Genomic DNA, 23997 nt, shown 5'->3' on the forward strand with positions numbered 1-23997 from the left:
TAGGCGCATAAAAAATCCGATGCTCGTTTCCAAGCATCGGATTGTGCGGCCTACGGGCTAAAGCTCAAAGCGTCAGTCTTAACTGACTGGTATTAGGCTTTACCCTGGAGTTTGTGAGCTATGGCAACGACCTGCAGAACGTCTGACGGGGATCTGCTGGATGTGATTTGCCAGCACTACTACGGCCACCTTAACGGCACCGTCGAGGCGGTGCTGGAGGCTAACCCGGATCTGGCCAGAGAGGCGCAGTCGTACCGCGCAGGCCTGCTGATTCAGCTGCCCGACCTGTCGGCACCGGCGGTCGAGCTGCTGCAGCTGTTCGACTGATCCCCATCGCGTTGCGCGTAACGAGCCCCGCCCTGTGCGGTTTTTTTTGTGCCTGGAGCAAGCATGAAACCCACGTATCGAATCATTGCGGATAGCAAGGACATCACGGCGCTGATCAATGACCGCCTGTTGCTGCTGCGCGTTTCGGACAAACCCGGCATGGAGTCGGACGAGTTCGAGCTGCGCATTGACGACCGCGACCAGGCTGTCGCGCTGCCTGCGCGCGGCGGCCGGGTGGAGGTGCTGTTGGGCTATGAGGGTCAGCCCCTGAAGCGCATGGGCGCTTACACGGTTGATGAGGTGCAACTGAGCGGGCCGCCTGACGAATTGACCATTCGCGGCAAGGCCAGCGATATGCGTGGCAGCGGCAAGACTGTGCGCAGCGGCAGCTGGGAAAACGTGCCGCTGTCGCAGATCGTCAACGAAATTGCCAAGCGCAACGGCTGGGAGCCGGTGTGCCCGGTCACCACAAAGGTCGAGCGCGTCGATCAGCGCAACGAATCGGATTTTAACTTTGTCACGCGCCTGGCGCGGCAGTACGACAGCACCGCCAAGGTGGCCGACGGCAAGCTGCTGGTAATGCCTCGGCAGGGCGGCAAGAGTACCTCGGGCAAATACTTGCAGGTCATCACCATCAATAAGACGGACGTTTCCCGGTACCAGTTCCGCCTGGGTGATCGCAGTACGCAAAAAGCTGTGAAGACTCAACACCAAGACCAGAAGACCGGGGCCATGAAAGTGGTCGAGCTGGGCAACGACGAATCGCCTGACGGCCTGCCCCCGGTGCATACCGACCGCCATATCTACCCCAACAAAACCGCCGCCGAGCAGGCCGCCAAAGCGCGGCTGGCTGCGTTCAACCGCAGCACCGCCGGCGTGCGTCTTGAAATGGCAGGGCGGCATGACCTGTTCGCCGAATGCACGATCAACGCCCAGGGCTTCAAGGTCGGCCTCGATGGCGAGTACCTGGTGGAAAGTGTCGAGCAGGTGTTTACGCAATCCGGGTGGAGCACGACGGTGGAGTGCAACGGCGGCAAGAAGGGCAAGGCCAAGGTCTCGGGCAAGAAAAAGAAAGTCGAAAAGCCGCTCAAGGTTGAGCAGCTCTAATTCCCTTGGCCGCTTTAGGCCATCACTGGAGGCACCAATGGCAATATCAGTTCAACAACTGCAACAGATCCTCCCCAACGCCGGCCGCAAAGCCGGCGTTTTTGTTCCTGGCCTCAACGCGACAATGGGCAAGTACTCGATCATCGCCCAAGCGCATGGCGGCATTCCTTGCCCAGGTCGGCCATGAGTCCGGCCAGCTGCTGTATGTGCGTGAACTCGGTAACGATGCCTACTTGGCCAAGTACGACACCGGCCGCTTGGCGCAGCTCCTGGGCAACACCCCGGCGGCTGATGGAGATGGTCAGCGGTACCGTGGCCGTGGGCTTATCCAGATCACGGGTCGCGACAACTACGAGGCCTGCAGCGAAGCGCTGTTCGGTGACAGCCGCTTGCTCAACACCCCCGACCTGCTCGAGCAGCCTGTCTACGCCTCGCTGTCGGCCGGCTGGTTCTGGCAGCGGTCGGGGCTTAATACCCTGGCTGACAAGGTACTGCAGGCCGATGACTCGGTTTTCGAGTCGATCACCCGTCGCATTAATGGTGGCTTGAATGGTTTGAAAGATCGCCAAGCGCTCTACACCCGGGCGCTCGAGGTGCTTCAGTAATGTCGCTGAATTGGCGTATCGCCCTGTTGGCTGTTGCGGTCGGGCTGTATGTCGGCGGCCGTGGCGCCTGGGTGTGGCAGGCCAGCGAGTACGGTCGGCAGCTTGCTGACCAGGCCGCTGGTTGCGTTCGGCAACTGTCGGACAAGGATCGAGCCTATAGCCGAGAGCGCGAAGAGGCAGCAGCTGCAGCCCTGGGGCAGTTGGCGGAGCAGAAGACTCAGCGACAAGCCCTGGAGATTCGCCTGCAGGAGCAGGGCAAAACACATTGGCAGGAGATGACCGATGCTCAACAAACTCAAACTCGCCTGCGTGACCGGCTTGCTACCGCTGATCTGCGGTTGTCAGTCTTTGTCGACGCCAGAGCCTTTGCCGCCCCGGGTGGTGACGGTGGGGTGCGAGAACCCGCCGGCACCGGAGGCCTGGTACATGGCGCCGTACGCGCCCAACTTGACCCAGCGCATGCTAAACGAATTATTGCCATCACAGACGACGGCGACCGGGGGCTGATTGCACTGCAGGCCTGTCAGGCCTACGTGCGCGAAGTCACCAAGTAAAAAGAGGCGAGCCAGGAGGATGCGTCAACATCCAGCCCGGCCCCCCAAACCCGCAGACCCTTCCTGCAAGTCCAGCCGTGGCCTCTGCCTTGTGCACAAAGCGCGGCGAGCCTAACACCTGTTTATCCATACAGTAAAGACTTGCATACCTATGACCTCTCCAATCATCCCCTGGATGGGTGGCAAACGCCGCCTGGCCGACCGCTTGATCCCACTCTTTCCCCCTCACGAATGCTACGTTGAAGTCTTCGCCGGCGGGGCCGCGTTGTTCTTCATGCGTCCCCAGCCCGCCCCGGTGGAGGTGCTGAACGATCTCAACGGTGACCTGGTTACCCTCTATCGCGTTGTGCAGAACCACCTTGAAGAGTTCGTGCGCCAGTTCAAATGGGCGCTCAGCTCTCGGCAGATCTTCGAGTGGCAGAAGATGACGCGCCCTGAAACCTTGACCGACATCCAGCGTGCGGCGCGGTTCTTCTACCTGCAGCAGCATGCGTTCGGCGGCAAGGTCACCGGGCAGACGTTCGGTACCGCCACCACGGGGCCGGCCATCAATCTGCTGCGCATTGATGAGAACCTGTCCGCCGCCTGGCAGCGTCTAGCCGGTACCTACGTCGAAAACCTGTCCTGGCTCGACTGCGCCGAGCGCTACGATCGAGCACATACGTTCTTCTACATGGACCCACCGTACTGGCAGACCGCCGGCTATGGGGTGGACTTCCCCTTCGAAGAGTACGGGCGCATGGCCGACTTCATGCGCCGGTGCAAGGGTAAGGTGATGGTCAGCATCAATGACCATCCGGACATCCGGCGCGCCTTCAGTGGTTTCCACTTCGATTGCCTGGATATCCGCTACAGCAACACCAATCAGCGGCAGAGCAAAGCGGAAATAACTGGCGAACTCATAATTCTCAATTGGACTCCGTCAGCATTGGATCTTTTGATCTAGAACGGAGGGCATCGTGCTATGCTCCGGTACTGGCATGATGCCTTCATTTCAAGCGTATTCTATAGGCTTCACTGTGGCTAGAAGAAAAGACAAAGATATCCATTCAAACGGTGTGCAGGCAGGCGGGGGTTTGGCTAAGACCCCTTTCGCGTTTGGAGTTCTCCTATGTGCTTTAGTGATTGTTTTAATAGTGTTTGCCGCGCTGGCTTATCATTTTTTTATTGGGGGCGATATCCCGTTTTTAAAATTATCTAATCACGAATCTGCACAATACTGGGGGCAGTTGGGCGACTTCGCAGGTGGGTTGTTGAATCCTATATTGAGCTTTCTTGCTCTAATGGCAGTGTTGAAAACTCTGACTCTGCAGCGAGCCGAGATGGCAGCGGCTCAAGTCGAGGCGAGGGCAGCAAATTTAGAGCAAAGGGTGCAATCAAATCTCTACTCGAGGCAGGCTTTTGAAACTACTTTTTTTGGCTTGTTAGATGTCCATTCTAGAATATTGAGCGACATTTGCTTCCGTGCTGATAGGCCTGTAAAAGGAAGAGAGGCGGTTGATACGATGTTGGCGAAGTTAAAGGCTTCGAATGAGTATCAGGGGGCAATACTGTTTCCGGAGCTCACGGAGACTGAAGATATACAGCGGAGAATTGATGATTTTTGCTTAAAATATAAGTCTGAAGTTGGGCATTATTTTAGAAATTTATACTGGATATTAAAGAAGATTGATAGTAGTCGCTTAGGTCTTGACTCCGAAGAAGAGAGCAAAGATGAGCGGTTTCGTGAACGCCGTATTTTCTTCGATTATTTAAGAAGGCGGCAGTATGCAAGCTTGGTCAGGGCGCAACTCAGTGAAGGGGAGTTAGCGCTGTTGCAGCTTAATTGTTTAGGTCCGTACGGTGAGGGGTTGAAGTTTTATGTGGAAAAATATTCCCTTTTAAAGTCTCTGGATCAAAATTTTTTTGGTGGTTGGAGTGAATACATTAATAATAGATTTCATCCGCTTGCAACCAAGAGCTCTTCAAAATTAGCACTGGATGATGTGAAAGCGTTTATTGTGTCGAATGTAATGTTTAGGCGCCTGAGAGCTAAGGCTGGAGCGATTGAATCTAAGCATGAGTAAATAATTACTTGATGTTGGAGGGGTGGACGCCTCGGAGAGAACGCCGGGCCTTCAGCCTAAAGTATCAATGCAAGTATTTGCATGCAACCTATCCGCTTAGGCAGGAATAGCGCAGGCCGTGCACTATGTGATGGTAATAAGCTTTAAGGTCAAGAGGCACCCAAGTCCGTTTGTCCGGCGTTAAGGTGCCTTCCTGCCTGTTACATATAAAGTGAGAGCTGGCTCATTGCCAGCTCAGATATCCCGACGAGAGTTGTTTGAATCTGCTGTCAAGTGGGGCTTTTCCGTTGCCCGGTAGGTTGGTTAAGAGGAAATCAATGCATTCGAGAAGACGCTGGTTTACTACTCCGGTCTTGAGCTTTTCTAATGCCATGCACGCTTGTTTGCGGCAAATTTCTTCGCCAAGTTGAACTTGGATCTCGAAACTCGTAAGTGCGGCCAGCGCTGTTGGTGCCCAGAAGTCACCCAGCAAGCCTAGGAGCTTATCGTAGTAAGCTGCGCCTCTTGGTGAAACGCCATTGCAATAGGGGCGGCCATTACCAATTCGGCACATTAGGAAAACTTTTATTAGTTTTGGGGCGAAGTTTGCCAAGATGTCCTGTTGGTTTTGTATGAAGGACATTATGTCATCAGCTACTGGGGCTTCGTGGTGATAGTTATCCCAAGCGTGATGCTTCTCCAATAAGTTGTCGATGAGGCCGTCAACGATAATGGCACGCTCAGCATTTGAACGAAATGCATTGCCGTTCACTGCTTGGAAGAACTGCACTCCGAGGTCGTACTTATCTTTATGAAGGTTGGTGTTATAGCCTTCAAGGGTTATTCCAAGTCGATATTTAAAGTCGTCATTGCTTGCTTGCCAAACTGCGACTGACAGAAGGGAGATGTTCTTTCTGACTTGTGGGTCCGTGTCTGGAGCTACATAGATTCCAAACATAGTTCTAAGAATGCTTCCGCAATGATGGGAGGCGAGCTCTCTGATTTTGCTGGTTATGCCTGTAAGGTTGCCTGCGTCAAGTGGTTGGGTGTACGTGCGAAGGTTCTGAATAAAGGCTTGAACCTGTAAGGCTGACTCCGTCGGGCGGTCATTTAACACATCTTTGATACAGTTGGTGAGCCAGGCAAGAAGCTCGTATGCATTGATGGTGTAGTTCGTAGGGTGAGATATGCCAATGTCGTTGCGCATGTCGAGCATGTGCTTCAGCTTCTTTGATGTTGTTTCGCTGATTAGTTCCAGCTTTCGACACGTATCCAAAAGGGTTGCATCTTTTACGGAGCGAAGATCATCCTCCGTTTGATAGAATTCCCTATTCTTTCCGCCGATTGCTGCGTCGTAGAATATGTCGAGGCCATAGGCAATTACTTTTTTGTGGAGGTCTAGTACGACTTCGTTCCAGATTGCATTGAGGGAGTAATCAAAAAGCCCGAATCCCGCACCCACCACAAATTTAGACAGGTATCTGGCGCCTTGCTTGGCATCGTGAGGAAGTGATTCGATTAGTGCAGGTAAGGCTTGCCCAATAATTGCTCTCTCTTCCTGAGATGCGATGATGTTTTCATGCGGCAAGCCGATGCTCTTTAGAACATCGACCACCATCTGCGCTTGCGGGTCAACCAACTGCATTTGGGGTTTGGGGATTAGGTTGCTCATTGTGGATCCGTTCCTTTATGCAATGACGTTTTTTCGATTCAGCCTATTGGCGCTAGAGCTAGCGCCTGCGACCCTGTTGGGCCAACTTGGAGCCGTTCCATGTCAAGGTCTGGGTGCATTGTGCCAGTAGCCGGATGCGTGAGCTATCCACCGCCAGAGCAGGCGTGATGTCTGTGCGAAAGCAGGGAGCGGCCACTGCCCCGGGTGGGGCTGATCTGGAGCCTGAATGTCCGCAATGGGTCGAAAGCGGACCCTTGCAAAAGGGGGATTTAGCCCTGAGTTCGTGGATGAACTGGCCGTAAGAGAACTGGGAGTGTGCAGATGGGTGGTACAAAATTGGTACATGCGCAGCCAAGCCCGGCTGTAAGCCTTGCAGATATTGGCACTTAGGAAATGATGCCCCAATCCATCATGGGGGCAACGCTGAAGCGACGTGACGGCTCAGGGCGCGTGGTTGCTGGGTTAGAGCCTGGTTCAGTGGTCATATCGTTCAACGTTTTCGGTACCGAATTCTGGATTTTGAGGCGTTTTAGCAAATTGCAGGGGCGGCGTAGCAAATGCTCGCAACAAAAAAAGACCTGCATCTGCCTGGGCTGTCGGCTAGTTTACCAAGGCAGCTAAGAATCCGTCAGGGTGCAGCTCGGGGACTCGTTCTCAAACCTCTGCGTGTGCGTTGGACAAACTCATACACGTATGCAGACGTTAGCTATGTGTGCTGCTGCTCTTTTTGTGTGGAGATCGCTCCACCGCTATGGGGAAATTGGCATGTCGTTTCGTACCAAAAAGCGTGAGCATCCCGTATCGATCCAAATGCGAGTGGATACCATAGAGCGAGACCTGATCGATGCGGCGGTAGATCTGCTGGGAACGGACAGAAGCAGCTTTATACGAGATGCTGCCTGCAAGCGAGCGAAGGAGGTGCTCTTTGAGCGCCAGTTGCTCATTGTCGATGACAAAGCCTTCGACCGCTTCGAACAGGCACTGGAGCAAAACGCTCTGAAGGATAACAAGTGCCTACAGAGGCTAATTTCCAATCCCGTGCTGTGGAGCTGAGCAAGCCAGCGCATCAAACCGCACGTTATGACAGCGCGTGCATGTCGCGTTAGTTAACGCGCCATGCATGCGCTCACAGCCAACGTTTGACTACTTCAACGGCACATAGATATCCGTCTGCCATTCTTCCAACGGCGTTTCCGGATACACGCTCAGGTAGTGAAAAAACAACGGATGATCGCGCAGCTCTTCACTGCTCGAAGGCAACCAGTCCCGATAAATCGGATAGATGGTTTCGCCGATGTAGTCAGGCGAGCCGATATGCCGAACCACGGCGCAACGCCCCGCCGGAATGACCCGTTCATGCACGCCGAACTCATTGGCTTGCACGGCCTCATCCATTTCCCCGCAAACCGCGAAGCGAAAGGCGTGCGCCGGGGTGGTGTCGGGGTTGTCGTAGGGGATGCCGAAGGTGCGGCTGCTGGCCACCGGCGATTGGCCGCTCTGCATGCGCCATTGGCGAAAGCGTGCGACGCTTTCGCCGACAAGGCCGGGGGCCCCGCGATGTTCGAGCGCGGCCACGCGGGTTTCGGCGAAATCCACGATATGGATTTGCATGGTGATACTCCTGGAAAGGTGAGGAACAACGAATACCGCACTCCAGGCCTGCCAGTTGGGGGCCTTGGCGAATGCGCTCGGTGCCATGCCAAACGCGCGCCTGAACGCCCTGGCAAAGGCTTCGGGGCTTTCGAAGCCGGCGCTGAAGGAGGCTTCCAGCACCGAGATGGCAGGCGAGGCCACCAGTTGATGCGCTGCCCGTCGAAGCCTCATCAGTTGCACATACCGTGAAACCGGTACGCCCATGTATGCCGTGAACTGCCGATGGAAGTGAAACGCCGAGAAGCTGGCGATGCGGCTCAGGGCAGCCACCGACAGGTCGCCTTCGAGGTGGCTGTCGATGTAGGCAAGCACGGCTTCGAACCGTTTTGCGTAGGTCGGGTTGTGCTGTGAGTCAGTCAACGAACGGAATCTCCGGAAGGTGCGGTGAGCGCTAGCATCCGTTGTTCAGGCATCGAGGTGCCTAGCCGTGATTGCTCTCTCCGGGATTGTCTTGACCATGTAGTGCATGGCACCGGCGTTGCCGGTGCTCGCGGGGGCACGTCAGCCTTGTATGCCAAGCGGTCAAGGAGCTGCGCAGCAGCCCCAGTGACGCTGCCGGTCAGTCCACCCGCACGAACTCATTCTTGGCCATGTCGCTGCCGCCTACAGCTTCCAGACGCTTGCCGCCGTCCAGCACGCGAACGTTGATCAGCGCAAGTCCGTCCTTGTTGCGTGCAGTGACCACATCATCCTTGCGTTCCCATTCCTCAACCTTGACCTTGCTGCCGTTGGTCATGATGTAGTCCTTGGAAAACTCCCATGTCTGCTTGGGGCCTTTGAAACCCATCACAGTGGTGGTCGCTTCGTAGGTGCCTTCCAGGGCGTCGTTGCCGCAGCCGGCCAGTACAAAGAATGGCAACGCTGCCAGCACAAACTTGAATTTACGCATGGGATTTCCTTATCGGTTGGTGTGTATCGGGGTTGCAGGCCACTTTATGCTGACCCGCGTGTCAGAACCCGGTGAGCGCCACAGGCACCCATCCTTGGGCAGGCGCAAGCATACGGATATCAAGCTGCTTTGCAATGTCAGCCGGTGTGAGTAAGGGCGCTGACGGGGGCATACCAGGGGGCGGCAGAATCAACATGAACCTGTTTCTGCTTCCTGGGCAGGAACGGCGTATCGAGCGTGCCCAGGGCAACCGACACCCAGTCGGCAAACTCACCTTGGGTGCGCGACCAGAACAGGCTCGAGCCGCATTCGCCGCAGAACTCGCGCATTACCGTGGGTGAAGAGGCAAATTTCTTGAGGTTGGTAGCGCCGCGCAGTATTCGCAGTTGGCTGCGCGGAACGCTCCCGTACGAAGCAAACGCGGCCCCGTGGCTTTTGCGGCACTGGCTGCAATGGCAGTGGCTTACCGCCTTTGGCGGGGTGAGTAGCAGGTAACAGATCGCTGCGCACAGGCAGCTTCCTTCATAGGTATCGATCACTGGCGCTTCCGTGCAGGTGGAAAGCGCCAGCGTAACTGCCTTGGCGTGATCAGTCGACTGGCCACTGCCGGGCCTTTGCCCGCGATCAATGCTGCGCGCTGTCCACCGCAATGCTTTCGCCAGAAACGTCGGCGTAGCGGGCACTGCGGTTGGCAATGGCGTAATGGATCAACCCGCCCAGGCCAGCGCCGAAGAACCAGGAAAACTGCGACAACGTATCGAACGCCGGTACCAGCGCCAGCACGATGGCGATCAGCGCAGCCGGGATAAATGCCGCTACGGCGCGCAGGTTGACCCCGCCGCTGTAGTGATAGGCAGCCTGTGAACTTTCGCTATACAACTGCGGCAGGTTTACGCGGCTGCGGCGTACCAGGTAGTAGTCGGTGACGATGATGCCGTACAAAGGGCCGAGCAGCGCGCCGAGGCCGCCGAGGAAATACACGATTACCGACGGGCTGTTGTACAGGTGCCAGGGCAGGATCACCACCGCGATGGCAGCGCTGAGCAAGCCGGCGCGGCGGAAGGTGAGCAGGTTTGGCGCCAGGTTGGCCAGCACGTAGGCCGGGGCGACGAAGTTGGCCATGATGTTCACCGCCACGGTAACGATCAGGAACGCCAGGCAGGCAAGCACCAGGCCAGCGGTGTTGGGTATGGCGGCGACGATTTCCGTCGGGCTCTGCACCAGTTTGCCGTCGATGCTGAACTGCGCACCGGCCAGTACTACAGCGATCAGCGCGAAGCCGAGCATGTTCACCGGCAGGCCCCAGAAATTGCCCACGCTGATGGTGCGCCGGTCCGGGCAGTTGCGGGTAAAGTCGCAGAAGTTGAGGATCATGGTGCCATACAGCGAGACCCACAAGGCAGCCGCACCCAGCACCTTCAGCCACATTGTGCTGCCGGTTGGTGCGTTGCCGCTGGACCAGGAAATCGACAGGCCACTGCGCCAGTACATCCAGCCCGCAAGGCCGCTGAAGGCGACCAGGATGATGGGCCCGGTGATGGACTCGAAGCGGCGTACCATCTCCATGCCGTAGGCGAATATCGCCACCTGCACGCACCAGATACCAAGGAAGGTGACCCAGCCCAGGGTCGACAAGCCCAGGATCGCGTTCTGGTCATACGCCTTGAGGTCTGGAGCCAGGGCAGTCAGCAGAACGCGCAATACCACCGAGGCAAGGTAGGTCTGGATGCCGAACCAGGCGATGGCGATGACCGCGCGGATCAGTGCCGGGATCTGCGCACCATGGATGCCGAAGCTGATCCGGCACAGCACGGGGTAGGGCAGGCCGGTTTTCTGGCCCATGTAGCCGGACAGGTTCATCAGGCCGTAGATCACCAGTGCGCCGAGCGCGAAGGCGGCGAGTATCTGCGCGCCGCTCATGCCCAGGGCGAACAGGCCGATGGCGAAGGAGTAGTTGGCGATGTTGTGCACGTCGTTGGTCCACAGCGCAAACAGGCTGTAGCGCCCCCAGGTACGGTTTGCCGCGCGGGTCGGGGCAAGGTCGGCACTGTAAAGGCGCGGGCTCAACGCCAGCGGGCCGGGATCGGTCGTGTCGGTGGGGAGCGTATCAGCTGGGCTAACATCGGAACGCGAAATCGACGCCATCGGGACCTCGTGATGGTTGTGTACTTTTATTTTTGGATTTGTATACAAACAAGATTCGTACCAAGCCGCGGGCGCCAATGAATGCTGGGCGCGCAGGTCTCTTGCGGCTTTTTCCGGTATGGGGTGAGCGGCGAGTTGGGAATTTTGTGCACACTTGCTGTGCTCGTTTGTTACCACGCATGGTGAATGCAGGGGGCAGGTGGCTTTGTGCCGCCCGTTCCGACTAAGCTGGGAGCAGGGATCGAAGAGGGATTATTCGATGTTGCATGTATCGCTCGGGCTGAGCCTGTTGCTTGCCGCCGCCGTGGTCGCAGCGGCACCCCTGCAGGTGCCCACGCCGACCGAACTCAGGCACCAGCTCGACAGCCTCAAGCCTGGCCAGTTTCTCTGGTACCCGCAGGTCTCGCCGGTGGGGCCGGTAACTGTTGTGGTGAGCCTTACCGAGCAACGTGCCTACGTGTATCGCAATGGCATCGCCATCGGCGTCAGCACTGTGAGCAGCGGCAAGGCAGGCCGTGAGACGCCCACCGGTGTATTCAGCATCCTGCAGAAAAAGGTCGAGCACAAATCCAGCCTCTACAACAGCGCGCCGATGCCGTACATGGAGCGCCTGACGTGGGATGGCATCGCCTTGCACGCCGGCCATCTGCCGGGTTACCCCGCGTCGCATGGTTGCGTGCGCCTGCCGCTGGCGTTTGCCAAAAAGCTGTATGAGGTCACTGGTTTCAGTTCCACCACGGTCATTGTTTCCGACACCCACAGTGCACCGGTGGAGGTCTACCACCCCGGCGTGCTGGCGCCTACGGTCAGCGAAGGCAAAGCCCAAGGGCCGCTGGTGTTGAACAACCAGCAGTTCTGGGACGACCCGGACCCTGCCTCAGGGCCATTGTCGATCCTGGTCAGCCGCGCCGACATGCGTGCCTATGTGTATCGCGGTGGCCAGCTGGTCGGCTCTGCCCCCGCACTTTCGCTGCAAAGCAGCCAGCATCGCAGCGGAATGGCGGTGTATTCCCTGCTGCAAAAACCGTCCAGCCTGGCAGTAGACGGCGGGCTGCCCTTGCATTGGTCAGTGGTGGGGCTTAGCAACCCGGAGTATGGGAATACGCCCTATGAACAATTGGGCCAACTGGACATCAACCCGGAGTTTCGCCGCCACCTACGTGCGGCGATGGATGTCGGCACCATGCTGGTGATCACCGACTGGGCGTCCACCCGGGATACCCGCAGCGACGGGAAATTCACGGTGATCAGCACCGAAGGCAGTGAGGAAGTTAAACCATTGGTCAAGAAATGATCGGCAATTCTGTAGAAATCAAGCAAAGTAGCCGCTTTTGGCTGCAATCAAGGCAAGAAAAGCCAGGTTTTCATCAGGGTAACCCATGTCGATGTTCACACCATTGCAGGGGGCCATCCGGCTCTCGCTGGCCAGTATTGGCCTGTTTTTCCTCAGCGCCTGGCAGGCCGTGCACGCACAACCCCTGCCTGGTGCCGCCGAGTTGCAACGGTTGGCGCCGAACGCCAGCCTTTCGGCCTTGACCCTGGCACTTACCGCCTACGCCTGTGCCAGCCACAGCGAAGCGGACAAGCTGCTGACGGTGATCGACTATTCAAAGCCCTCGCGTGACAAACGCCTGTGGGTGTTCGACCTGCGCGCCAAGAAGCTGTTGTTCGAAGAGTGGGTTGCCCACGGCAAGAACAGCGGCGCTGATGTGCCGACCACGTTCTCCAATGCGCCGAACAGTTACCAATCCTCGCTCGGCCTTTATGAAACCGGCCAGACCTATAGCGGCAAGCACGGTCGCTCGCTGCGGCTGCAAGGGCTGGAGCCGGGGTTCAACGACAACAGCATGTCGCGCGCGATCGTGATGCATGCCGCCGCCTACGCCGACCCCAAGGTCGTGCCCGGCCTTGGGCGCCTGGGGCGTAGCCAGGGGTGCCCGGCCGTTCGCCCGGCGATTGCCGGCAAACTGATCGAGACGCTGCAGCGCGGCAGCTATGTGTTTGCCTATTACCCGCAGCAGGACTGGCTGAAGAAATCGCGCTTCCTCAACGCCCAGAGCTGCCCGCTGGCGAATCAGTCGATCGCCAGCAAGTAAGGGAGTGGCTCAGGCGCTTCCCTTGGCCTGCTGCTCCAGATGCACCTGCAACGTCGGCTCGATTTGCAGTGCGGCGGCCAGTTCGTCAAGGTAGGCCCGCTCGGCGTCCTGCTGGTCGTCCACCAGCATCACGCTGGCCAGGTACATTTCTGCGGCCATGGCCGGGTCCTGGGCCGACCGTGCGACCTCGGCAGCATCCAGTGGCTTGCTCACTTCTTCATCCAGCCACTGCTGGAGTTGCGGGTCGTTGGCGTGACGTTTGATTTCAGCGTAGATCAGCTGTTGTTCCTGCTCGTCGATGCGACCGTCAGCCTTGGCTGCCGCGATCAGTGCGCGCAGGATTGCATGGCTGTGATCTTCGGCCTCGGGGCCGGACAGTTGGTCTACTGTACGTAACGCTTGTTGCGGGGCTGCCGCCTGGCTGTGCTGCCAGCTTTGATAAGCCTGAAATGCCATCATGCCCAACGAAGCCAGGGCAGCATAATTGATACCGCCAGCGGAGCGGCCCTGGGTATGGCCGCCAGCGTTGCTGCCAGCGCCGCCCAAAATGCCACCCAGTAAACCACCAAGCCCCCCACCTGATGCACTGCCACCGCCAAGCAGCCCGCCCAGCAAACCGCCCAGGCCGTCTTGCGATGACATGCCGGCGCCTTGCGGTGCCTGCGAGCGCTGCCCGGCTCGGAGTAACTGTTCGAGCAAATCACTGGTGTTCATGGCTCCACCCTCGGTCGGTAGTCGTTGCCCAGACCAGCAACGATAGCTGTCGCAAGGTGAACCGACATGACCGTTTGGCTGCAAAGTTGCTGGTGAGCGCGGCCTGGCCCGAGGTACTTGGGCATCACTCAGCTTGACGCGTGAAAATTTTTATGTAATTTTTCATGAAAAATAACACTAAAAATTTCACGGCAGTCCGAAACGATGAAGATGCACGAAGAGGTTGAAGCCCTCGCGATCCTTATTCACGACCTGCGCAAATTCAAGAACCTCACCCTGGGTGAGCTGGCCGGGCGCATCAACCGTTCGGTCGGTTTCCTCTCCCAGGTGGAGCGGGGTGTTTCGCGCCCGACCGTGGCAGACCTTACCGCCATCAGCGAAGCGCTCGGCGTGTCCACCGCTTACTTCTACAACCTGAGCAAGCCCCGCGGCATCGGCTGGGTCACGCGCCCCCATGAGCGGCGCACGCTGTACCTGGAGTCGGGCATTACCGATGTGCTGGCTTCGCCCACCATCGCCGGCGCCTTCTCCATGCTCGACAGCCATCTCGAACCCGGCGCCAGCAGTGGCGAGGAATACCTGAGCGACCGCTCCGAGCAGGGCTGTTTCGTGCTCGAAGGCGAACTCACGGTATGGCTGGACGCGGGCGACGCGGTGACCCTTCAGGCCAACGACTGCTTCCAGCTGCAACCCCACGCGCAGTTTCGTTACGCCAACCTGACGGAAAAAACCACCCGCGTGCTCTGGGTCTTCAACTGAATCTGTTCACCTCACAAGGATAAGAAGATGAGTGTCATCTTTGCGGACCTGCTGACTGAAGTGCGCTCGTTCCGGGCGCAGCACCCGGCAATACGTTATGTCGACCTGATTGCGCTGGATATCCCCGGGCACTTCTATGGCAAGCGCTACCCCATGGACATGCTGGAAAAGGTCGCAGCCGGCACCCCGTTGAAGCTGCCGCAAAACTGTGTGCTGCTGGGCACCCAGGGCGGCCTTTACCCGATTGGTGACTACTGCTTCGCCGACGGCGACCCGGATGCCGCCCGGCGTCTGGTGCCGGGTACCCTGAAACCGGTGCGCTGGGAAAAGGAAGTGATTGCCCAGATGCTCATCACCTCCGATGGCACAGCCAAGCCTATCGAGTTCGAACCCCGTGAAGTACTGGCCCGGGTCATCCAGCGCCTGGCCAAACGTGGCATTCGCCCGGTGGTGGCCTTCGAGCTGGAGTTCTACCTGTTCGACCGCAAGCTCGACAACGGCCTGCCGCAGCACCCACGGGATACCGCGACCGACGACGAAGACGACCAGCCGAACATGCACATCGAGCGGCTGTCACGCTTCTCGTCGGTGCTGCACGAGATGGTCGATGGCGCCAACGAGCAGGGTGTGCCGGCGAACGTCATCACGGCGGAGCTTGGCCCAGGGCAGTTCGAGATCAACTTCGCGCACAGCGAAGATGCCCTGAGCGCGGCAGACTGGTCGGCGCTGTTCTGCCGCAGTACCCGCGGCATCGCGATGAACTACGGCTACCGTGCCAGCTTCATGAGCAAGCCATACCTGGACGCGCCGGGCAGCGGCATGCATGTGCACGTCAGCCTGTACGACAGCGCTGGCAACAACCTCCTGGCGGGCGCAGAGCAGCGCAAGCTGCGCCATGCGGTGGCCGGGTGCCTGGAGCTGCTGCCCCACTGCATGCCGATCTTCGCCCCCAACCACAATGCCTACCGCCGCTACGGCGCCATGGTCAATGCGGCGAGCAAGGCCAGCTGGGGTTTTGAAGACCGCGACGCCTGCATTCGCATCCCCGAGTCCGACCCGCGCAACCTGCGTATCGAGCACCGGATCGCTGGCGCCGATGCAAACCCGTATCTGGTGCTGGCGGCCATCCTGACGGGCATGGAGCACGGCCTGGACCGCGGCGTCGAACCCATCGCCCCGCTGAACGAAAACCGCCAGAGCGGCATCGACTTCCCCAAGGATGCCCTCAGTGCCCTGGCCGCCATGCGTCACCACCCGGTGGTCAACGAAGGCCTGGGCAGTGAGTTCGTGATGGTCTATTGCGAGAACAAACACCAGGAGCAACTGGACTTCATGCGCCACATCGATGTCCGCGAGTACCGCTGGTTCCTGTAAGTGCCGAAGCCCGAACAGCAACACCTTCCCAACGTTTGAATACCACGCGCAATACCGATTTGCCGGAGGAAGATATGCCACGTGTGCCCGTTATTGGCATTACCGCATGCACCAGCATGATTGAGCAGCATGCCACCCAGACCATCGCCGAAAAGTACGCACGCGCGGCGGCCAAGGCAGCCTGTGGCTTGCCCATCGTGATACCCAGCCTCGGCGAGCTGATGGACAGCGCCGACATTCTTGACGTGGTGGACGGGCTGATCTTCACCGGTTCGCCGTCCAATATCGAGCCGTTCCATTACAACGGCCCGGCCAGTGCTGCGGGGACCCACCACGACCCTTTGCGTGATGCCACCACGTTGCCGCTGATGCGTGCAGCCATCGCCGCAGGCGTGCCGGTGCTGGGGGTTTGCCGTGGCTTCCAGGAAATGAACGTGGCGCTGGGCGGCACGCTGCACCAGAAGGTGCACGAAACCGGTGTGTTCATGGACCACCGCGAAGGCAAGGGCGAGCCGATCGAAAAGCAGTATGGCCCGCGTCACACCATGCATGTGGAACCCGGCGGCGTGCTCGACCGCATGGGCTTGCCGGCGGTATTCGACGTCAATTCCATCCACGGCCAGGGCATTGATGCACTGGCGCCCGGGCTGAGGGTGGAGGCGCTGGCACCCGACGGGTTGGTGGAAGCGATTTCAGTCCAGGGCAGCAAGGGCTTTGCCTTGGCTGTGCAATGGCACCCCGAGTTCCAGGTCATGGACAACCCGCATTACCTGACCATCTTCCAATCCTTTGGCAAGGCTTGCCGGCAGCGCTCGGTATTGCGCCAGAAACTGTTGCAGTCCGCCTGAACACCGACCGATTCCTTTGATGAAAATACCTGCGCAGCCTGGCTGCGCAACGTGATGGAGTGAAAAAATGAGTGAACAGAATTCGCAGACCCTTGCCTGGCAAGCCATGAGCCGCGACCACCACCTGGCCCCGTTCAGCGATGTGAAGCAACTGGCCGAGAAGGGCCCGCGCATCGTCACGTCGGCCAAGGGCGTGTACCTGTGGGACAGCGAAGGCAACAAGATTCTTGATGGCATGGCCGGCCTGTGGTGCGTGGCGGTCGGCTATGGCCGCGATGAGCTGGCCGAGGTCGCCAGCCAGCAGATGAAGCAGTTGCCGTACTACAACCTGTTCTTCCAGACAGCGCACCCGCCTGCGCTGGAATTGGCCAAGGCAACCGCCGATGTGGCCCCGCAGGGCATGAACCACGTGTTCTTCACTGGCTCCGGCTCCGAAGGCAACGACACCGTGCTGCGCATGGTTCGCCATTACTGGGCACTCAAGGGCCAGAACAACAAGAAGGTCATCATTGGCCGCATCAACGGTTACCACGGCTCCACCGTGGCGGGCGCGGCGTTGGGCGGCATGAGCGGTATGCACCAGCAGGGCGGGGTGATCCCGGATATCGTGCACATCCCGCAGCCGTACTGGTTTGGCGAAGGCGGCGACATGACCGAGGCCGACTTTGGCGTGTGGGCGGCCGAGCAGTTGGAGAAGAAGATTCTCGAGGTTGGCGTGGACAACGTTGCCGCCTTTATCGCCGAACCGATCCAGGGCGCCGGTGGCGTGATCATTCCACCGCAAACCTACTGGCCGAAGGTGAAGGAAATCCTGGCCAGGCACGACATCCTCTTCGTCGCCGACGAAGTGATCTGCGGTTTCGGCCGTACCGGCGAGTGGTTCGGCAGCGACTACTACGACCTCAAGCCCGACCTGATGACCATCGCCAAGGGCCTGACCTCCGGTTACATTCCAATGGGCGGAGTGATCGTGCGTGACGAAGTGGCCAAGGTCATCAGCGAAGGCGGCGACTTCAACCATGGCTTCACCTATTCCGGCCACCCGGTGGCGGCTGCGGTGGGCCTGGAGAACCTGCGGATTCTGCGTGACGAGCAGATCATTCAGCAGGTGCACGATAAAACCGCGCCGTATCTGCAACAACGCCTGCGCGAGCTGACCGACCACCCGCTGGTGGGCGAAGTGCGCGGTCTGGGCATGCTCGGTGCGATCGAACTGGTGAAAGACAAGGCCAGCCGCGCCCGTTACGAAGGCAAAGGTGTGGGCATGATCTGCCGCCAGCATTGCTTCGACAACGGCCTGATCATGCGCGCCGTGGGCGACACCATGATCATCGCGCCGCCGCTGGTGATCAGCATGGAAGAGATCGACGAACTGGTGGAAAAGGCGCGCAAGTGCCTAGACCTCACGTACGAGGCTATCCGCTAACGTAAAACACCTGCCTCGGCAGCGGCGCGGTCCCCTGTAGGAGCGGCCTTGTGTCGCGATCGGGCTGCGCAGAAGCCCCTCGATTTCAGCTTCGCCGCCGCTAGTGCTGGGGCTGCTGCGCAGCCCGATCGCGACACAAGGCCGCTCCTACAGAGGGCTGCGCTAACCGACAAGGTGGTAGGCCGCCTGCGGTCCTTTGGTGTGAAGCATTTTGCTTTGTGAAATGAATCATGTACTTTTCAGGGCATTCATTTTTCTGTCCGAAAGTCGCGATTCAACTATGAAAGTGCACGAAGAGATTGAAGGCCTGGCAGTACTGATTCGCGACCTGCGCAAATTCAAAGGCCTGACGCTGGGCGAGCTGGCCCAGCGTATCGGCCGCTCGGTGGGTTTTCTGTCCCAGGTTGAACGGGGCGTATCGCGCCCGACCGTAGCCGACCTCACCGCCATCAGTGAAGAGCTCGGCGTTTCGACGGCCTATTTCTACAAGCTGGAAAAACCCCGCGAACTCGACTGGGTCACCCGCCCGCATGAGCGCCGCACCCTGCACCTGGCGGGCGGCATTACCGATGTGCTTGCATCGCCCACGATATCGGGCGCCTTCTCCATGCTCGATAGCCACCTGGAGCCAGGCGCCAGCAGTGGTGAGGAGTACCTGGACGACAGCTCGGAGCAGGGCTGCTTCGTGCTCGAAGGCGAGCTGACCGTGTGGCTGGGCGGCGGCGAGCCGGTAACGCTACGCGCCAGTGACAGCTTTCAACTGCAACCCCACGCCAGTTTTCGTTATGCCAACCTTACCGACAAGCCCACGCGCGTGCTTTGGGTGTTCAGCTGAGGGGCGCGTGGGTTAACGCCATCGTTATGCAACCAGCACAAGCCATGGCCACCGCGCCTGGTAACTGGCGGCTTTCTGCCTGAACAAGTCTGGGCGCGGGTTCAGCTCGTTCATCTTCAGCAGGTCGTTTTGCAGGTCATCCAGGCCGTGCGTGCTGTACAGCGCGCCTGTGTGCACATCAACCCCAAGGCAGGTCGAGCGGATCAGGTAGCGGTCGATGCCATCTGTGACCTTGAGCAATGGCGAGTAATCACCACCGAATTTAGCCTGGTACCACAGATGAACGCGGGCCTGGTTGCGCACTTCAACATTGACGCCCAGGTGCGCGCAGGCCTGCTGCACCCTGGTGATAACCCGGTCTTCTGCTTCCCAGGACAAGTCTTCGTCGAAATAGGCGATGTCGTAATCCTTGATGCCCCGCTGGGCAGGCAACCCGGCGCGGTGGTTCCAGACGGTCTGGAACAGCGCGCCTGCCACCAGCATGCAGTGGGGGATATCCAGCGTTGGCAGTACGTCCAGGAGCGCCCGGTTTACCGGGTTTTCGCGGATGATCGCCAGTACCTGCTCGTCAGTCAGTGAATGCATGGGGTCCGTCCTTGAGGGTTGCATTGCAGGAAGCCGAGCTTACCGGAATGGCGCCGGGGCCATTACTTGATACCGCTCGGCGCACTGCAACACCCTACAGGCGGGGTCAATACTTCCAGGTCACCGAGGCCGTCAGGTTGCGTGGTGCTCCGTAGCTGGCGGTTGTCGCATTGTTGTACAGCGACAGCAGGTATTTGCGGTCGGTGACGTTGTTCAGGTTCAGCGACGTGCTCCAGTTGCTGTCGATGTCGTAGCTGGTCATCAGGTCGACCAGGCCGTAGGCGTTCTGGTGGATGGCGCTGTTGGTGTCGCTCTCGACGCCGGTCTGCCAGCTGACACGGGCGCCAACCTTCATCTGCGGCAGGGTTGGCAAGCGGTAGGTGACCATACCGCGCACGCTGTGGGTGGGCACATATTTGCGCGCACGCTCGCCGTTGTCATCGTCAATGCGCACATAGGTGTAGCCAGCGAGCATGTCCAGCCCCGGCACCACTTCGCCCGAGGCTTGCAACTCTACGCCGTGGCTCTTGAAGTCGCCCGGCGTGTAAACCTCCTGAACCCCGTCGAAACCCGCATCCACAGCCACGTTGCGCTGCTCGGTCTTGAACAGCGCAGCGGTCAGGTGCAGGTGGTCGTCCATCACGCTGCCTTTGACGCCAACTTCCATGCTCTTGCCCTCCAGAGGGTCGAGCAGCTTGCCGTCGATACCGACCACGTTGTACTGCGGGTTGTAAATTTTGGTCCAGCTGCCGTAGAGGCTCCATGCATCGTTCAGGTCGTAGACCAGGCCAGTGTACGGCGTGACTTTGCCATGGGCGCGCGTGGAGTGCTCTGAACCGTAGCTCTCGCCCTTGCCGTCGGCGCTGAGCATACGTGCACCGGCTATCCAGTGAAGGTTATCCGCCAGGCTGAAGCGTGCCCCGGCGAATACGCTTTTCTGCGTGTCCTGGAAGTTCTGCGCCAGGCCCTCACTGGTAACGCCAAACGATGGCATTGGCGTGTTGCCCGCCAGGATGCCCGAGAACGAAGTGTTGAAGAAACTGCCGTGTTCCAGGTCTTCGTCATACTCCTGGCCTTTCTGATGGGTGCGCCCATACGCGGCCCCGAAGGTCAGTTGGTGCTCGCGACCGAACAGGCTGAACGGCCCTTGCACCTTGGCCTCGCCCAGCAGTTGGTGTGCCTCGCTGCGGGTGTGGTTGGCATACGCGTCGGCAACATCCCCGGAGACGCCGCCCACATAAAGCATGTTGGTGTTCTGCTTTTCCTGCTGCCCGGTGGCCGTGAGCGTGGCGTTCCAGTCATTGCCGAAATCATGCTTCAGCTCGACGAAGGCCCGCTGGGTGTGCAGGTTCCAGTAGGTCCACGGCTGCCCGATGCTGCTACTGCGCCCGCTGTAATGAATGGCATTGCCGTGGTTGTCCACCAGCGGCAGGTTGCCCCAGGTGCTGCCGTTGGAGTCACTGTTGTGCTGGGAGAAACCCACGGTCACCGTGTCGGCATCGGACACATCGAACGCCAGCAGGCCGGCAGCCACGTTGCGCTCGTGGCTGTAGCGGTCCATCCACGAATTACCCTTGTCGTGGGAGTAGATGAAGCGGCCGCGCACATTGCCGCTGTCGGTCAGCGGGCCGGCGACATCGATGTCGATCCGGCGGCTGTCCCATGAGCCGACGCTGGTATCGACCTGCGCCTGGAAGGTGTCGGTGGGGCGTTTACGCACGAAGTTGACCGTGGCCGACGGGTTGCCGGCGCCGCTCATCAAACCATTGGCACCGTGCAGTACGTCGATCTGCTCGAATTCGGCCAGGTCCTGGTCGCCTACCAGCGTGCTGCTGACGAAGGGCATGCCAGTACCGTCGAATTCGAAGGTATTGATATCGAAGCCACGCGAGGTGAATTCGGTGCGGTCGGTTTCGGTTTGCTCGACGGTTACCGATGGTGCTGCCCGCAGTGCGTCCTTGATACCGGTGATCTTGAAATCGTCCAGCGCTTGCCGGGTGATGGTCGTTACACCCTGAGGGGTCTGCTTGTCGGTCAGGCCCAGTTTGGTGGTGCTGGATGCCGCCCTGCCTTCATAGCCCTGGCTTACGCCATCTACTGCTTCGCTCGTGCTGTCGATCTGGGTCGCGGGCAGGGTGAGGTTGTCGGCGGCATGAACGACAGGCATGGCGCTGCATGCGCCGACCAGCAGCAGGCGGGCGGGGAGGTGACGTTTCAAGACGAATTCCTGAGGCGGGGAGTGGTAAAGGGTACGATTTCTATGCGAATGAGAAACTACATCAAATAGGAGTTAGTATTGATAAATAATGTTTCATGCTTCTTCACCTCCCACCAAGCACGGTCTCGGTGGCGACATGGCCAAGGCCTTGATGGATGACGCCCACATGAGCATGCGCAAAAACCGGTGAGCTAGCAGCAAGCGGCGGTGTTGCGCAGGCAACAGTGATCCGACAGCGTGTTTGATCACATGCAGCCAGCATCGCCGCCTTTTATCGCCAACTCATTGAAAGTAAAGCCATCCAGCCGTTGGCACGCTTGCTGCTCCTGCCTCCTTGAACCCTAAGAATTCTCAAGGAGCCACCCCATGAGCCGTACCCCGATCAAGTTCGCCTACTGGGTCCCCAACGTCAGCGGTGGCCTGGTGGTCAGCACCATCGAGCAACGCACCAGCTGGGACATCGACTACAACCGCAAGCTGGCGCAAATCGCTGAACAGTCAGGCTTCGACTACGCCCTGTCGCAAATCCGTTTCACCGCCGGCTACGGCGCCGACAACCAGCACGAATCGGTCACCATCAGCCACGCGCTGCTGGCCGCCACGGAAAAGCTCAAGGTCATCGCTGCCATCCTGCCCGGCCCGTGGAACCCGGTGCTGGCGGCCAAGCAGCTGGCGAGCATCGACCAGTTCACCAATGGCCGTATCGCCATCAACGTGGTCTCGGGCTGGTTCAAGGGCGAGTTCCACGCGATCGGTGAGCCGTGGCTGGACCACGACGAGCGCTATCGCCGCTCCGAAGAATTCATCCGCGCGCTCAAGGGCATCTGGACGCAAGACAACTTCACCTTCAACGGCGACTTTTACCGCTTGCGTAACTACAACCTCAAACCCAAGCCGTTGCAGCAACCGCACCCGGAGATCTTCCAGGGCGGCAGTTCGCGTGCGGCGCGGGACATGGCTGCGCGGGTGTCGGACTGGTACTTCACCAACGGCAACAGCGTGGAAGGAATCAAGGCCCAAGTGGACGATATCCGCACCAAGGCGGCGGCCAATGGCCACTCGGTAAAGATCGGGGTGAATGCCTTCATCATCGCCCGCGACACCGAGGAAGAAGCGCGTGCGGTGCTGCAAGAGATCATCGACAAGGCCAACCCCGAGGCGGTGCGGGCGTTCGGCCAGGAGGTAAAGCACGCCGGGGCCGCCAGCCCGGAGGGCGAGGGCAACTGGGCCAAGTCCAGCTTCGAGGACCTGGTGCAGTACAACGATGGCTTCAAGACCAACCTGATCGGCACACCACGGCAAATTGCCGAACGCATCGTGGCGCTGAAGGCAGTGGGGGTGGACTTGATCCTCTCTGGATTCCTGCATTTCCAGGAGGAAGTGGCGTACTTCGGCGAGCACGTGCTGCCTTTGGTGCGCGAGCTGGAAGCGGCGCAGCGTGTCGAGAAAGCGGTGGCCTGAGGTCGGGGCAGGGTGGGCTTGGCACCCTGCCAGTATTGTCGGGTTGCCGTGCAGGGGGTAGGTTGATGGGCTATTTTCAAGGAAGACTAGCCCATGAAACGGACCTTACCGCTTTTGTTCGCCTGTGCGATTTTCCCCCTGCAAGCCTGGTCGGCGCTCGAAGTTGGCGAGTTCAAGCTAGGCATGCCCAAGTCCCAGGCCTTGGCCATTCTGCAGCAGCAGTTCGGCGAGGTAGAGCATTTCACCGGTTATCACTACCAGGTGCCTACCGAGTTCTATCAGGGCGTCAAGCCCAAGGCTGATTACAACCTGGGCGGCCTTGCCATTTCTCAAGTCAAGGCCGTGTTCAACGAGGCCGACCAGTTGCGCCAGGTGGAGGTGCGGCTGGATACCACCGACGAGGCACGGGTTCAGCAACTGCTGCCGATGACCAAGGACGCCAGGCCGGTGCCGGATAGCGGTGGCCGGCTTGAAGCGTTTTCAGCGGACGGTGAGCTGGTTTACTGGGTGTCCAGGAACTGGGACTGGACGGTGGTGACCATTGCCGACAAGGCCAGTTCGGTGAACAACATAAAGGCCCGCGCCACGAGTGATGAGAAGTTTACCCAGTTGAACCGCAAGTTCGACAAACTGATTGAAACCGCGAAGGCAGTGGAAGGCAAGAAGGTGCCGTGAGACGGTTCG

General features: G+C 59.1%; 23 protein-coding genes and 1 pseudogene. 16 read left to right on the forward strand and 8 right to left on the reverse strand.

Annotation, left to right across the window (positions count from 1 at the left end; genetic code table 11):
* The first annotated feature begins 120 nt into the window (after positions 1 to 120).
* The 6 genes and pseudogenes from ACIQUI_RS22655 to ACIQUI_RS22680 all read left to right on the forward strand — a co-directional run bounded on the left by ACIQUI_RS22655 (position 121) and on the right by ACIQUI_RS22680 (position 4659).
* Positions 121 to 327: a tail protein X gene (locus ACIQUI_RS22655; RefSeq protein ID WP_403202829.1), complete on the forward strand. Its 207-nt coding sequence runs from the start codon at positions 121 to 123 to the stop codon at positions 325 to 327.
* A gap of 63 nt (positions 328 to 390) precedes the next feature.
* Positions 391 to 1434, forward strand: a complete 1044-nt coding sequence (locus ACIQUI_RS22660) for a phage late control D family protein (RefSeq protein ID WP_403202831.1) — start codon at positions 391 to 393, stop codon at positions 1432 to 1434.
* A 37-nt stretch (positions 1435 to 1471) separates the two neighbouring features.
* Positions 1472 to 2039 (forward strand): annotated as a pseudogene (locus ACIQUI_RS22665) (glycoside hydrolase family 19 protein).
* Entirely contained in the window at positions 2039 to 2593 is a 555-nt protein-coding gene (locus ACIQUI_RS22670) for a lysis protein (protein ID WP_403202833.1), read from the forward strand. The pseudogene ACIQUI_RS22665 and the gene ACIQUI_RS22670 overlap by 1 nt, the downstream one beginning before the upstream one ends.
* Positions 2594 to 2744: 151 nt before the next feature.
* On the forward strand, positions 2745 to 3539 hold the full coding sequence (locus tag ACIQUI_RS22675) for a DNA adenine methylase (RefSeq protein ID WP_403202835.1): 795 nt from the start codon (positions 2745 to 2747) through the stop codon (positions 3537 to 3539).
* Between the two features lie 13 nt (positions 3540 to 3552).
* Entirely contained in the window at positions 3553 to 4659 is a 1107-nt protein-coding gene (locus ACIQUI_RS22680; protein ID WP_403202836.1) for a putative phage abortive infection protein, read from the forward strand.
* Positions 4660 to 4882: 223 nt separating this feature from the next.
* Here the strand turns inward: ACIQUI_RS22680 and ACIQUI_RS22685 are convergent, their stop codons facing one another.
* Positions 4883 to 6310 (reverse strand): hypothetical protein, encoded by a 1428-nt coding sequence (locus ACIQUI_RS22685; protein ID WP_403202838.1) that lies wholly within the window; start codon positions 6308 to 6310, stop codon positions 4883 to 4885.
* Positions 6311 to 7075: 765 nt separating this feature from the next.
* Between ACIQUI_RS22685 and ACIQUI_RS22690 the strand changes: the two genes are divergently transcribed.
* Positions 7076 to 7363, forward strand: a complete 288-nt coding sequence (locus ACIQUI_RS22690; protein WP_403202840.1) for a DUF1778 domain-containing protein — start codon at positions 7076 to 7078, stop codon at positions 7361 to 7363.
* A 90-nt stretch (positions 7364 to 7453) separates the two neighbouring features.
* Here the strand turns inward: ACIQUI_RS22690 and ACIQUI_RS22695 are convergent, their stop codons facing one another.
* From ACIQUI_RS22695 to ACIQUI_RS22710, 4 genes are all read right to left on the reverse strand, one after another.
* Positions 7454 to 8323, reverse strand: a complete 870-nt coding sequence (locus ACIQUI_RS22695) for a GyrI-like domain-containing protein (protein ID WP_403202841.1) — start codon at positions 8321 to 8323, stop codon at positions 7454 to 7456.
* Between the two features lie 199 nt (positions 8324 to 8522).
* Positions 8523 to 8852 (reverse strand): hypothetical protein, encoded by a 330-nt coding sequence (locus ACIQUI_RS22700; protein ID WP_403202843.1) that lies wholly within the window; start codon positions 8850 to 8852, stop codon positions 8523 to 8525.
* A 137-nt stretch (positions 8853 to 8989) separates the two neighbouring features.
* Complete coding sequence (locus ACIQUI_RS22705; protein ID WP_403202845.1) at positions 8990 to 9391, reverse strand: GFA family protein; 402 nt, start codon at positions 9389 to 9391, stop codon at positions 8990 to 8992.
* An 85-nt stretch (positions 9392 to 9476) separates the two neighbouring features.
* On the reverse strand, positions 9477 to 10997 hold the full coding sequence (locus tag ACIQUI_RS22710) for an NCS1 family nucleobase:cation symporter-1 (RefSeq protein WP_403202847.1): 1521 nt from the start codon (positions 10995 to 10997) through the stop codon (positions 9477 to 9479).
* Positions 10998 to 11256: 259 nt separating this feature from the next.
* Here ACIQUI_RS22710 and ACIQUI_RS22715 point away from each other — a divergent pair, with 259 nt between their 5' ends.
* On the forward strand, positions 11257 to 12291 hold the full coding sequence (locus tag ACIQUI_RS22715; RefSeq protein WP_403202849.1) for a L,D-transpeptidase: 1035 nt from the start codon (positions 11257 to 11259) through the stop codon (positions 12289 to 12291).
* 91 nt (positions 12292 to 12382) lie between these two features.
* A complete protein-coding gene (locus ACIQUI_RS22720) occupies positions 12383 to 13093 on the forward strand; it encodes a murein L,D-transpeptidase catalytic domain family protein (RefSeq protein ID WP_403202936.1) in 711 nt (236 codons plus the stop codon).
* Between the two features lie 9 nt (positions 13094 to 13102).
* Here the strand turns inward: ACIQUI_RS22720 and ACIQUI_RS22725 are convergent, their stop codons facing one another.
* Positions 13103 to 13807, reverse strand: a complete 705-nt coding sequence (locus tag ACIQUI_RS22725; RefSeq protein WP_403202851.1) for a tellurite resistance TerB family protein — start codon at positions 13805 to 13807, stop codon at positions 13103 to 13105.
* Between the two features lie 204 nt (positions 13808 to 14011).
* Here ACIQUI_RS22725 and ACIQUI_RS22730 point away from each other — a divergent pair, with 204 nt between their 5' ends.
* The 5 genes from ACIQUI_RS22730 to ACIQUI_RS22750 all read left to right on the forward strand — a co-directional run bounded on the left by ACIQUI_RS22730 (position 14012) and on the right by ACIQUI_RS22750 (position 19049).
* Positions 14012 to 14566, forward strand: coding sequence for a helix-turn-helix domain-containing protein (locus ACIQUI_RS22730; protein WP_403202853.1), 555 nt, complete (start codon positions 14012 to 14014; stop codon positions 14564 to 14566).
* A gap of 27 nt (positions 14567 to 14593) precedes the next feature.
* Positions 14594 to 15940 (forward strand): glutamine synthetase family protein, encoded by a 1347-nt coding sequence (locus ACIQUI_RS22735; protein ID WP_403202855.1) that lies wholly within the window; start codon positions 14594 to 14596, stop codon positions 15938 to 15940.
* A 74-nt stretch (positions 15941 to 16014) separates the two neighbouring features.
* Positions 16015 to 16788, forward strand: a complete 774-nt coding sequence (locus ACIQUI_RS22740) for a gamma-glutamyl-gamma-aminobutyrate hydrolase family protein (RefSeq protein ID WP_403202857.1) — start codon at positions 16015 to 16017, stop codon at positions 16786 to 16788.
* Positions 16789 to 16855: 67 nt separating this feature from the next.
* Complete coding sequence (locus tag ACIQUI_RS22745) at positions 16856 to 18214, forward strand: aspartate aminotransferase family protein (RefSeq protein ID WP_403202859.1); 1359 nt, start codon at positions 16856 to 16858, stop codon at positions 18212 to 18214.
* Between the two features lie 280 nt (positions 18215 to 18494).
* Positions 18495 to 19049 (forward strand): helix-turn-helix domain-containing protein, encoded by a 555-nt coding sequence (locus tag ACIQUI_RS22750; protein WP_284356441.1) that lies wholly within the window; start codon positions 18495 to 18497, stop codon positions 19047 to 19049.
* A gap of 24 nt (positions 19050 to 19073) precedes the next feature.
* Here the strand turns inward: ACIQUI_RS22750 and ACIQUI_RS22755 are convergent, their stop codons facing one another.
* Positions 19074 to 19634, reverse strand: coding sequence for a nucleotidyltransferase family protein (locus ACIQUI_RS22755; protein ID WP_403202862.1), 561 nt, complete (start codon positions 19632 to 19634; stop codon positions 19074 to 19076).
* Positions 19635 to 19740: 106 nt separating this feature from the next.
* On the reverse strand, positions 19741 to 21801 hold the full coding sequence (locus tag ACIQUI_RS22760) for a TonB-dependent siderophore receptor (RefSeq protein WP_403202938.1): 2061 nt from the start codon (positions 21799 to 21801) through the stop codon (positions 19741 to 19743).
* A 417-nt stretch (positions 21802 to 22218) separates the two neighbouring features.
* On the opposite strand from ACIQUI_RS22760, the gene sfnG reads away from it, so the two are divergent.
* Positions 22219 to 23313: a dimethylsulfone monooxygenase SfnG gene (sfnG, locus tag ACIQUI_RS22765; protein WP_403202864.1), complete on the forward strand. Its 1095-nt coding sequence runs from the start codon at positions 22219 to 22221 to the stop codon at positions 23311 to 23313.
* A gap of 93 nt (positions 23314 to 23406) precedes the next feature.
* The gene (locus ACIQUI_RS22770) at positions 23407 to 23988 is read left to right on the forward strand and encodes a hypothetical protein (RefSeq protein ID WP_403202866.1); all 582 of its coding nucleotides are present in this window, start codon (positions 23407 to 23409) and stop codon (positions 23986 to 23988) included.
* Positions 23989 to 23997 lie beyond the last annotated feature (9 nt).

The sequence above is a fragment of the Pseudomonas sp. NPDC090592 genome (genome assembly GCF_044769185.1).
Taxonomy (GTDB): Bacteria; Pseudomonadota; Gammaproteobacteria; order Pseudomonadales; family Pseudomonadaceae; genus Aquipseudomonas.

Coding starts and splice junctions, on each gene's coding strand:
- ACIQUI_RS22675 (WP_403202835.1), top strand. CDS start 2,745: ATGACCTCTCCAATCATCCCCTGGATGGGTGGCAAACGCCGCCTGGCC.
- ACIQUI_RS22755 (WP_403202862.1), bottom strand. CDS start 19,634: ATGCATTCACTGACTGACGAGCAGGTACTGGCGATCATCCGCGAAAAC.
- ACIQUI_RS22760 (WP_403202938.1), bottom strand. CDS start 21,801: ATGCCTGTCGTTCATGCCGCCGACAACCTCACCCTGCCCGCGACCCAG.
- ACIQUI_RS22730 (WP_403202853.1), top strand. CDS start 14,012: ATGAAGATGCACGAAGAGGTTGAAGCCCTCGCGATCCTTATTCACGAC.
- ACIQUI_RS22690 (WP_403202840.1), top strand. CDS start 7,076: ATGTCGTTTCGTACCAAAAAGCGTGAGCATCCCGTATCGATCCAAATG.
- ACIQUI_RS22720 (WP_403202936.1), top strand. CDS start 12,383: ATGTTCACACCATTGCAGGGGGCCATCCGGCTCTCGCTGGCCAGTATT.
- ACIQUI_RS22670 (WP_403202833.1), top strand. CDS start 2,039: ATGTCGCTGAATTGGCGTATCGCCCTGTTGGCTGTTGCGGTCGGGCTG.
- sfnG (WP_403202864.1), top strand. CDS start 22,219: ATGAGCCGTACCCCGATCAAGTTCGCCTACTGGGTCCCCAACGTCAGC.
- ACIQUI_RS22745 (WP_403202859.1), top strand. CDS start 16,856: ATGAGTGAACAGAATTCGCAGACCCTTGCCTGGCAAGCCATGAGCCGC.
- ACIQUI_RS22700 (WP_403202843.1), bottom strand. CDS start 8,852: ATGCGTAAATTCAAGTTTGTGCTGGCAGCGTTGCCATTCTTTGTACTG.
- ACIQUI_RS22655 (WP_403202829.1), top strand. CDS start 121: ATGGCAACGACCTGCAGAACGTCTGACGGGGATCTGCTGGATGTGATT.
- ACIQUI_RS22715 (WP_403202849.1), top strand. CDS start 11,257: ATGTTGCATGTATCGCTCGGGCTGAGCCTGTTGCTTGCCGCCGCCGTG.
- ACIQUI_RS22735 (WP_403202855.1), top strand. CDS start 14,594: ATGAGTGTCATCTTTGCGGACCTGCTGACTGAAGTGCGCTCGTTCCGG.
- ACIQUI_RS22770 (WP_403202866.1), top strand. CDS start 23,407: ATGAAACGGACCTTACCGCTTTTGTTCGCCTGTGCGATTTTCCCCCTG.
- ACIQUI_RS22685 (WP_403202838.1), bottom strand. CDS start 6,310: ATGAGCAACCTAATCCCCAAACCCCAAATGCAGTTGGTTGACCCGCAA.
- ACIQUI_RS22740 (WP_403202857.1), top strand. CDS start 16,015: ATGCCACGTGTGCCCGTTATTGGCATTACCGCATGCACCAGCATGATT.
- ACIQUI_RS22660 (WP_403202831.1), top strand. CDS start 391: ATGAAACCCACGTATCGAATCATTGCGGATAGCAAGGACATCACGGCG.
- ACIQUI_RS22750 (WP_284356441.1), top strand. CDS start 18,495: ATGAAAGTGCACGAAGAGATTGAAGGCCTGGCAGTACTGATTCGCGAC.
- ACIQUI_RS22725 (WP_403202851.1), bottom strand. CDS start 13,807: ATGAACACCAGTGATTTGCTCGAACAGTTACTCCGAGCCGGGCAGCGC.
- ACIQUI_RS22710 (WP_403202847.1), bottom strand. CDS start 10,997: ATGGCGTCGATTTCGCGTTCCGATGTTAGCCCAGCTGATACGCTCCCC.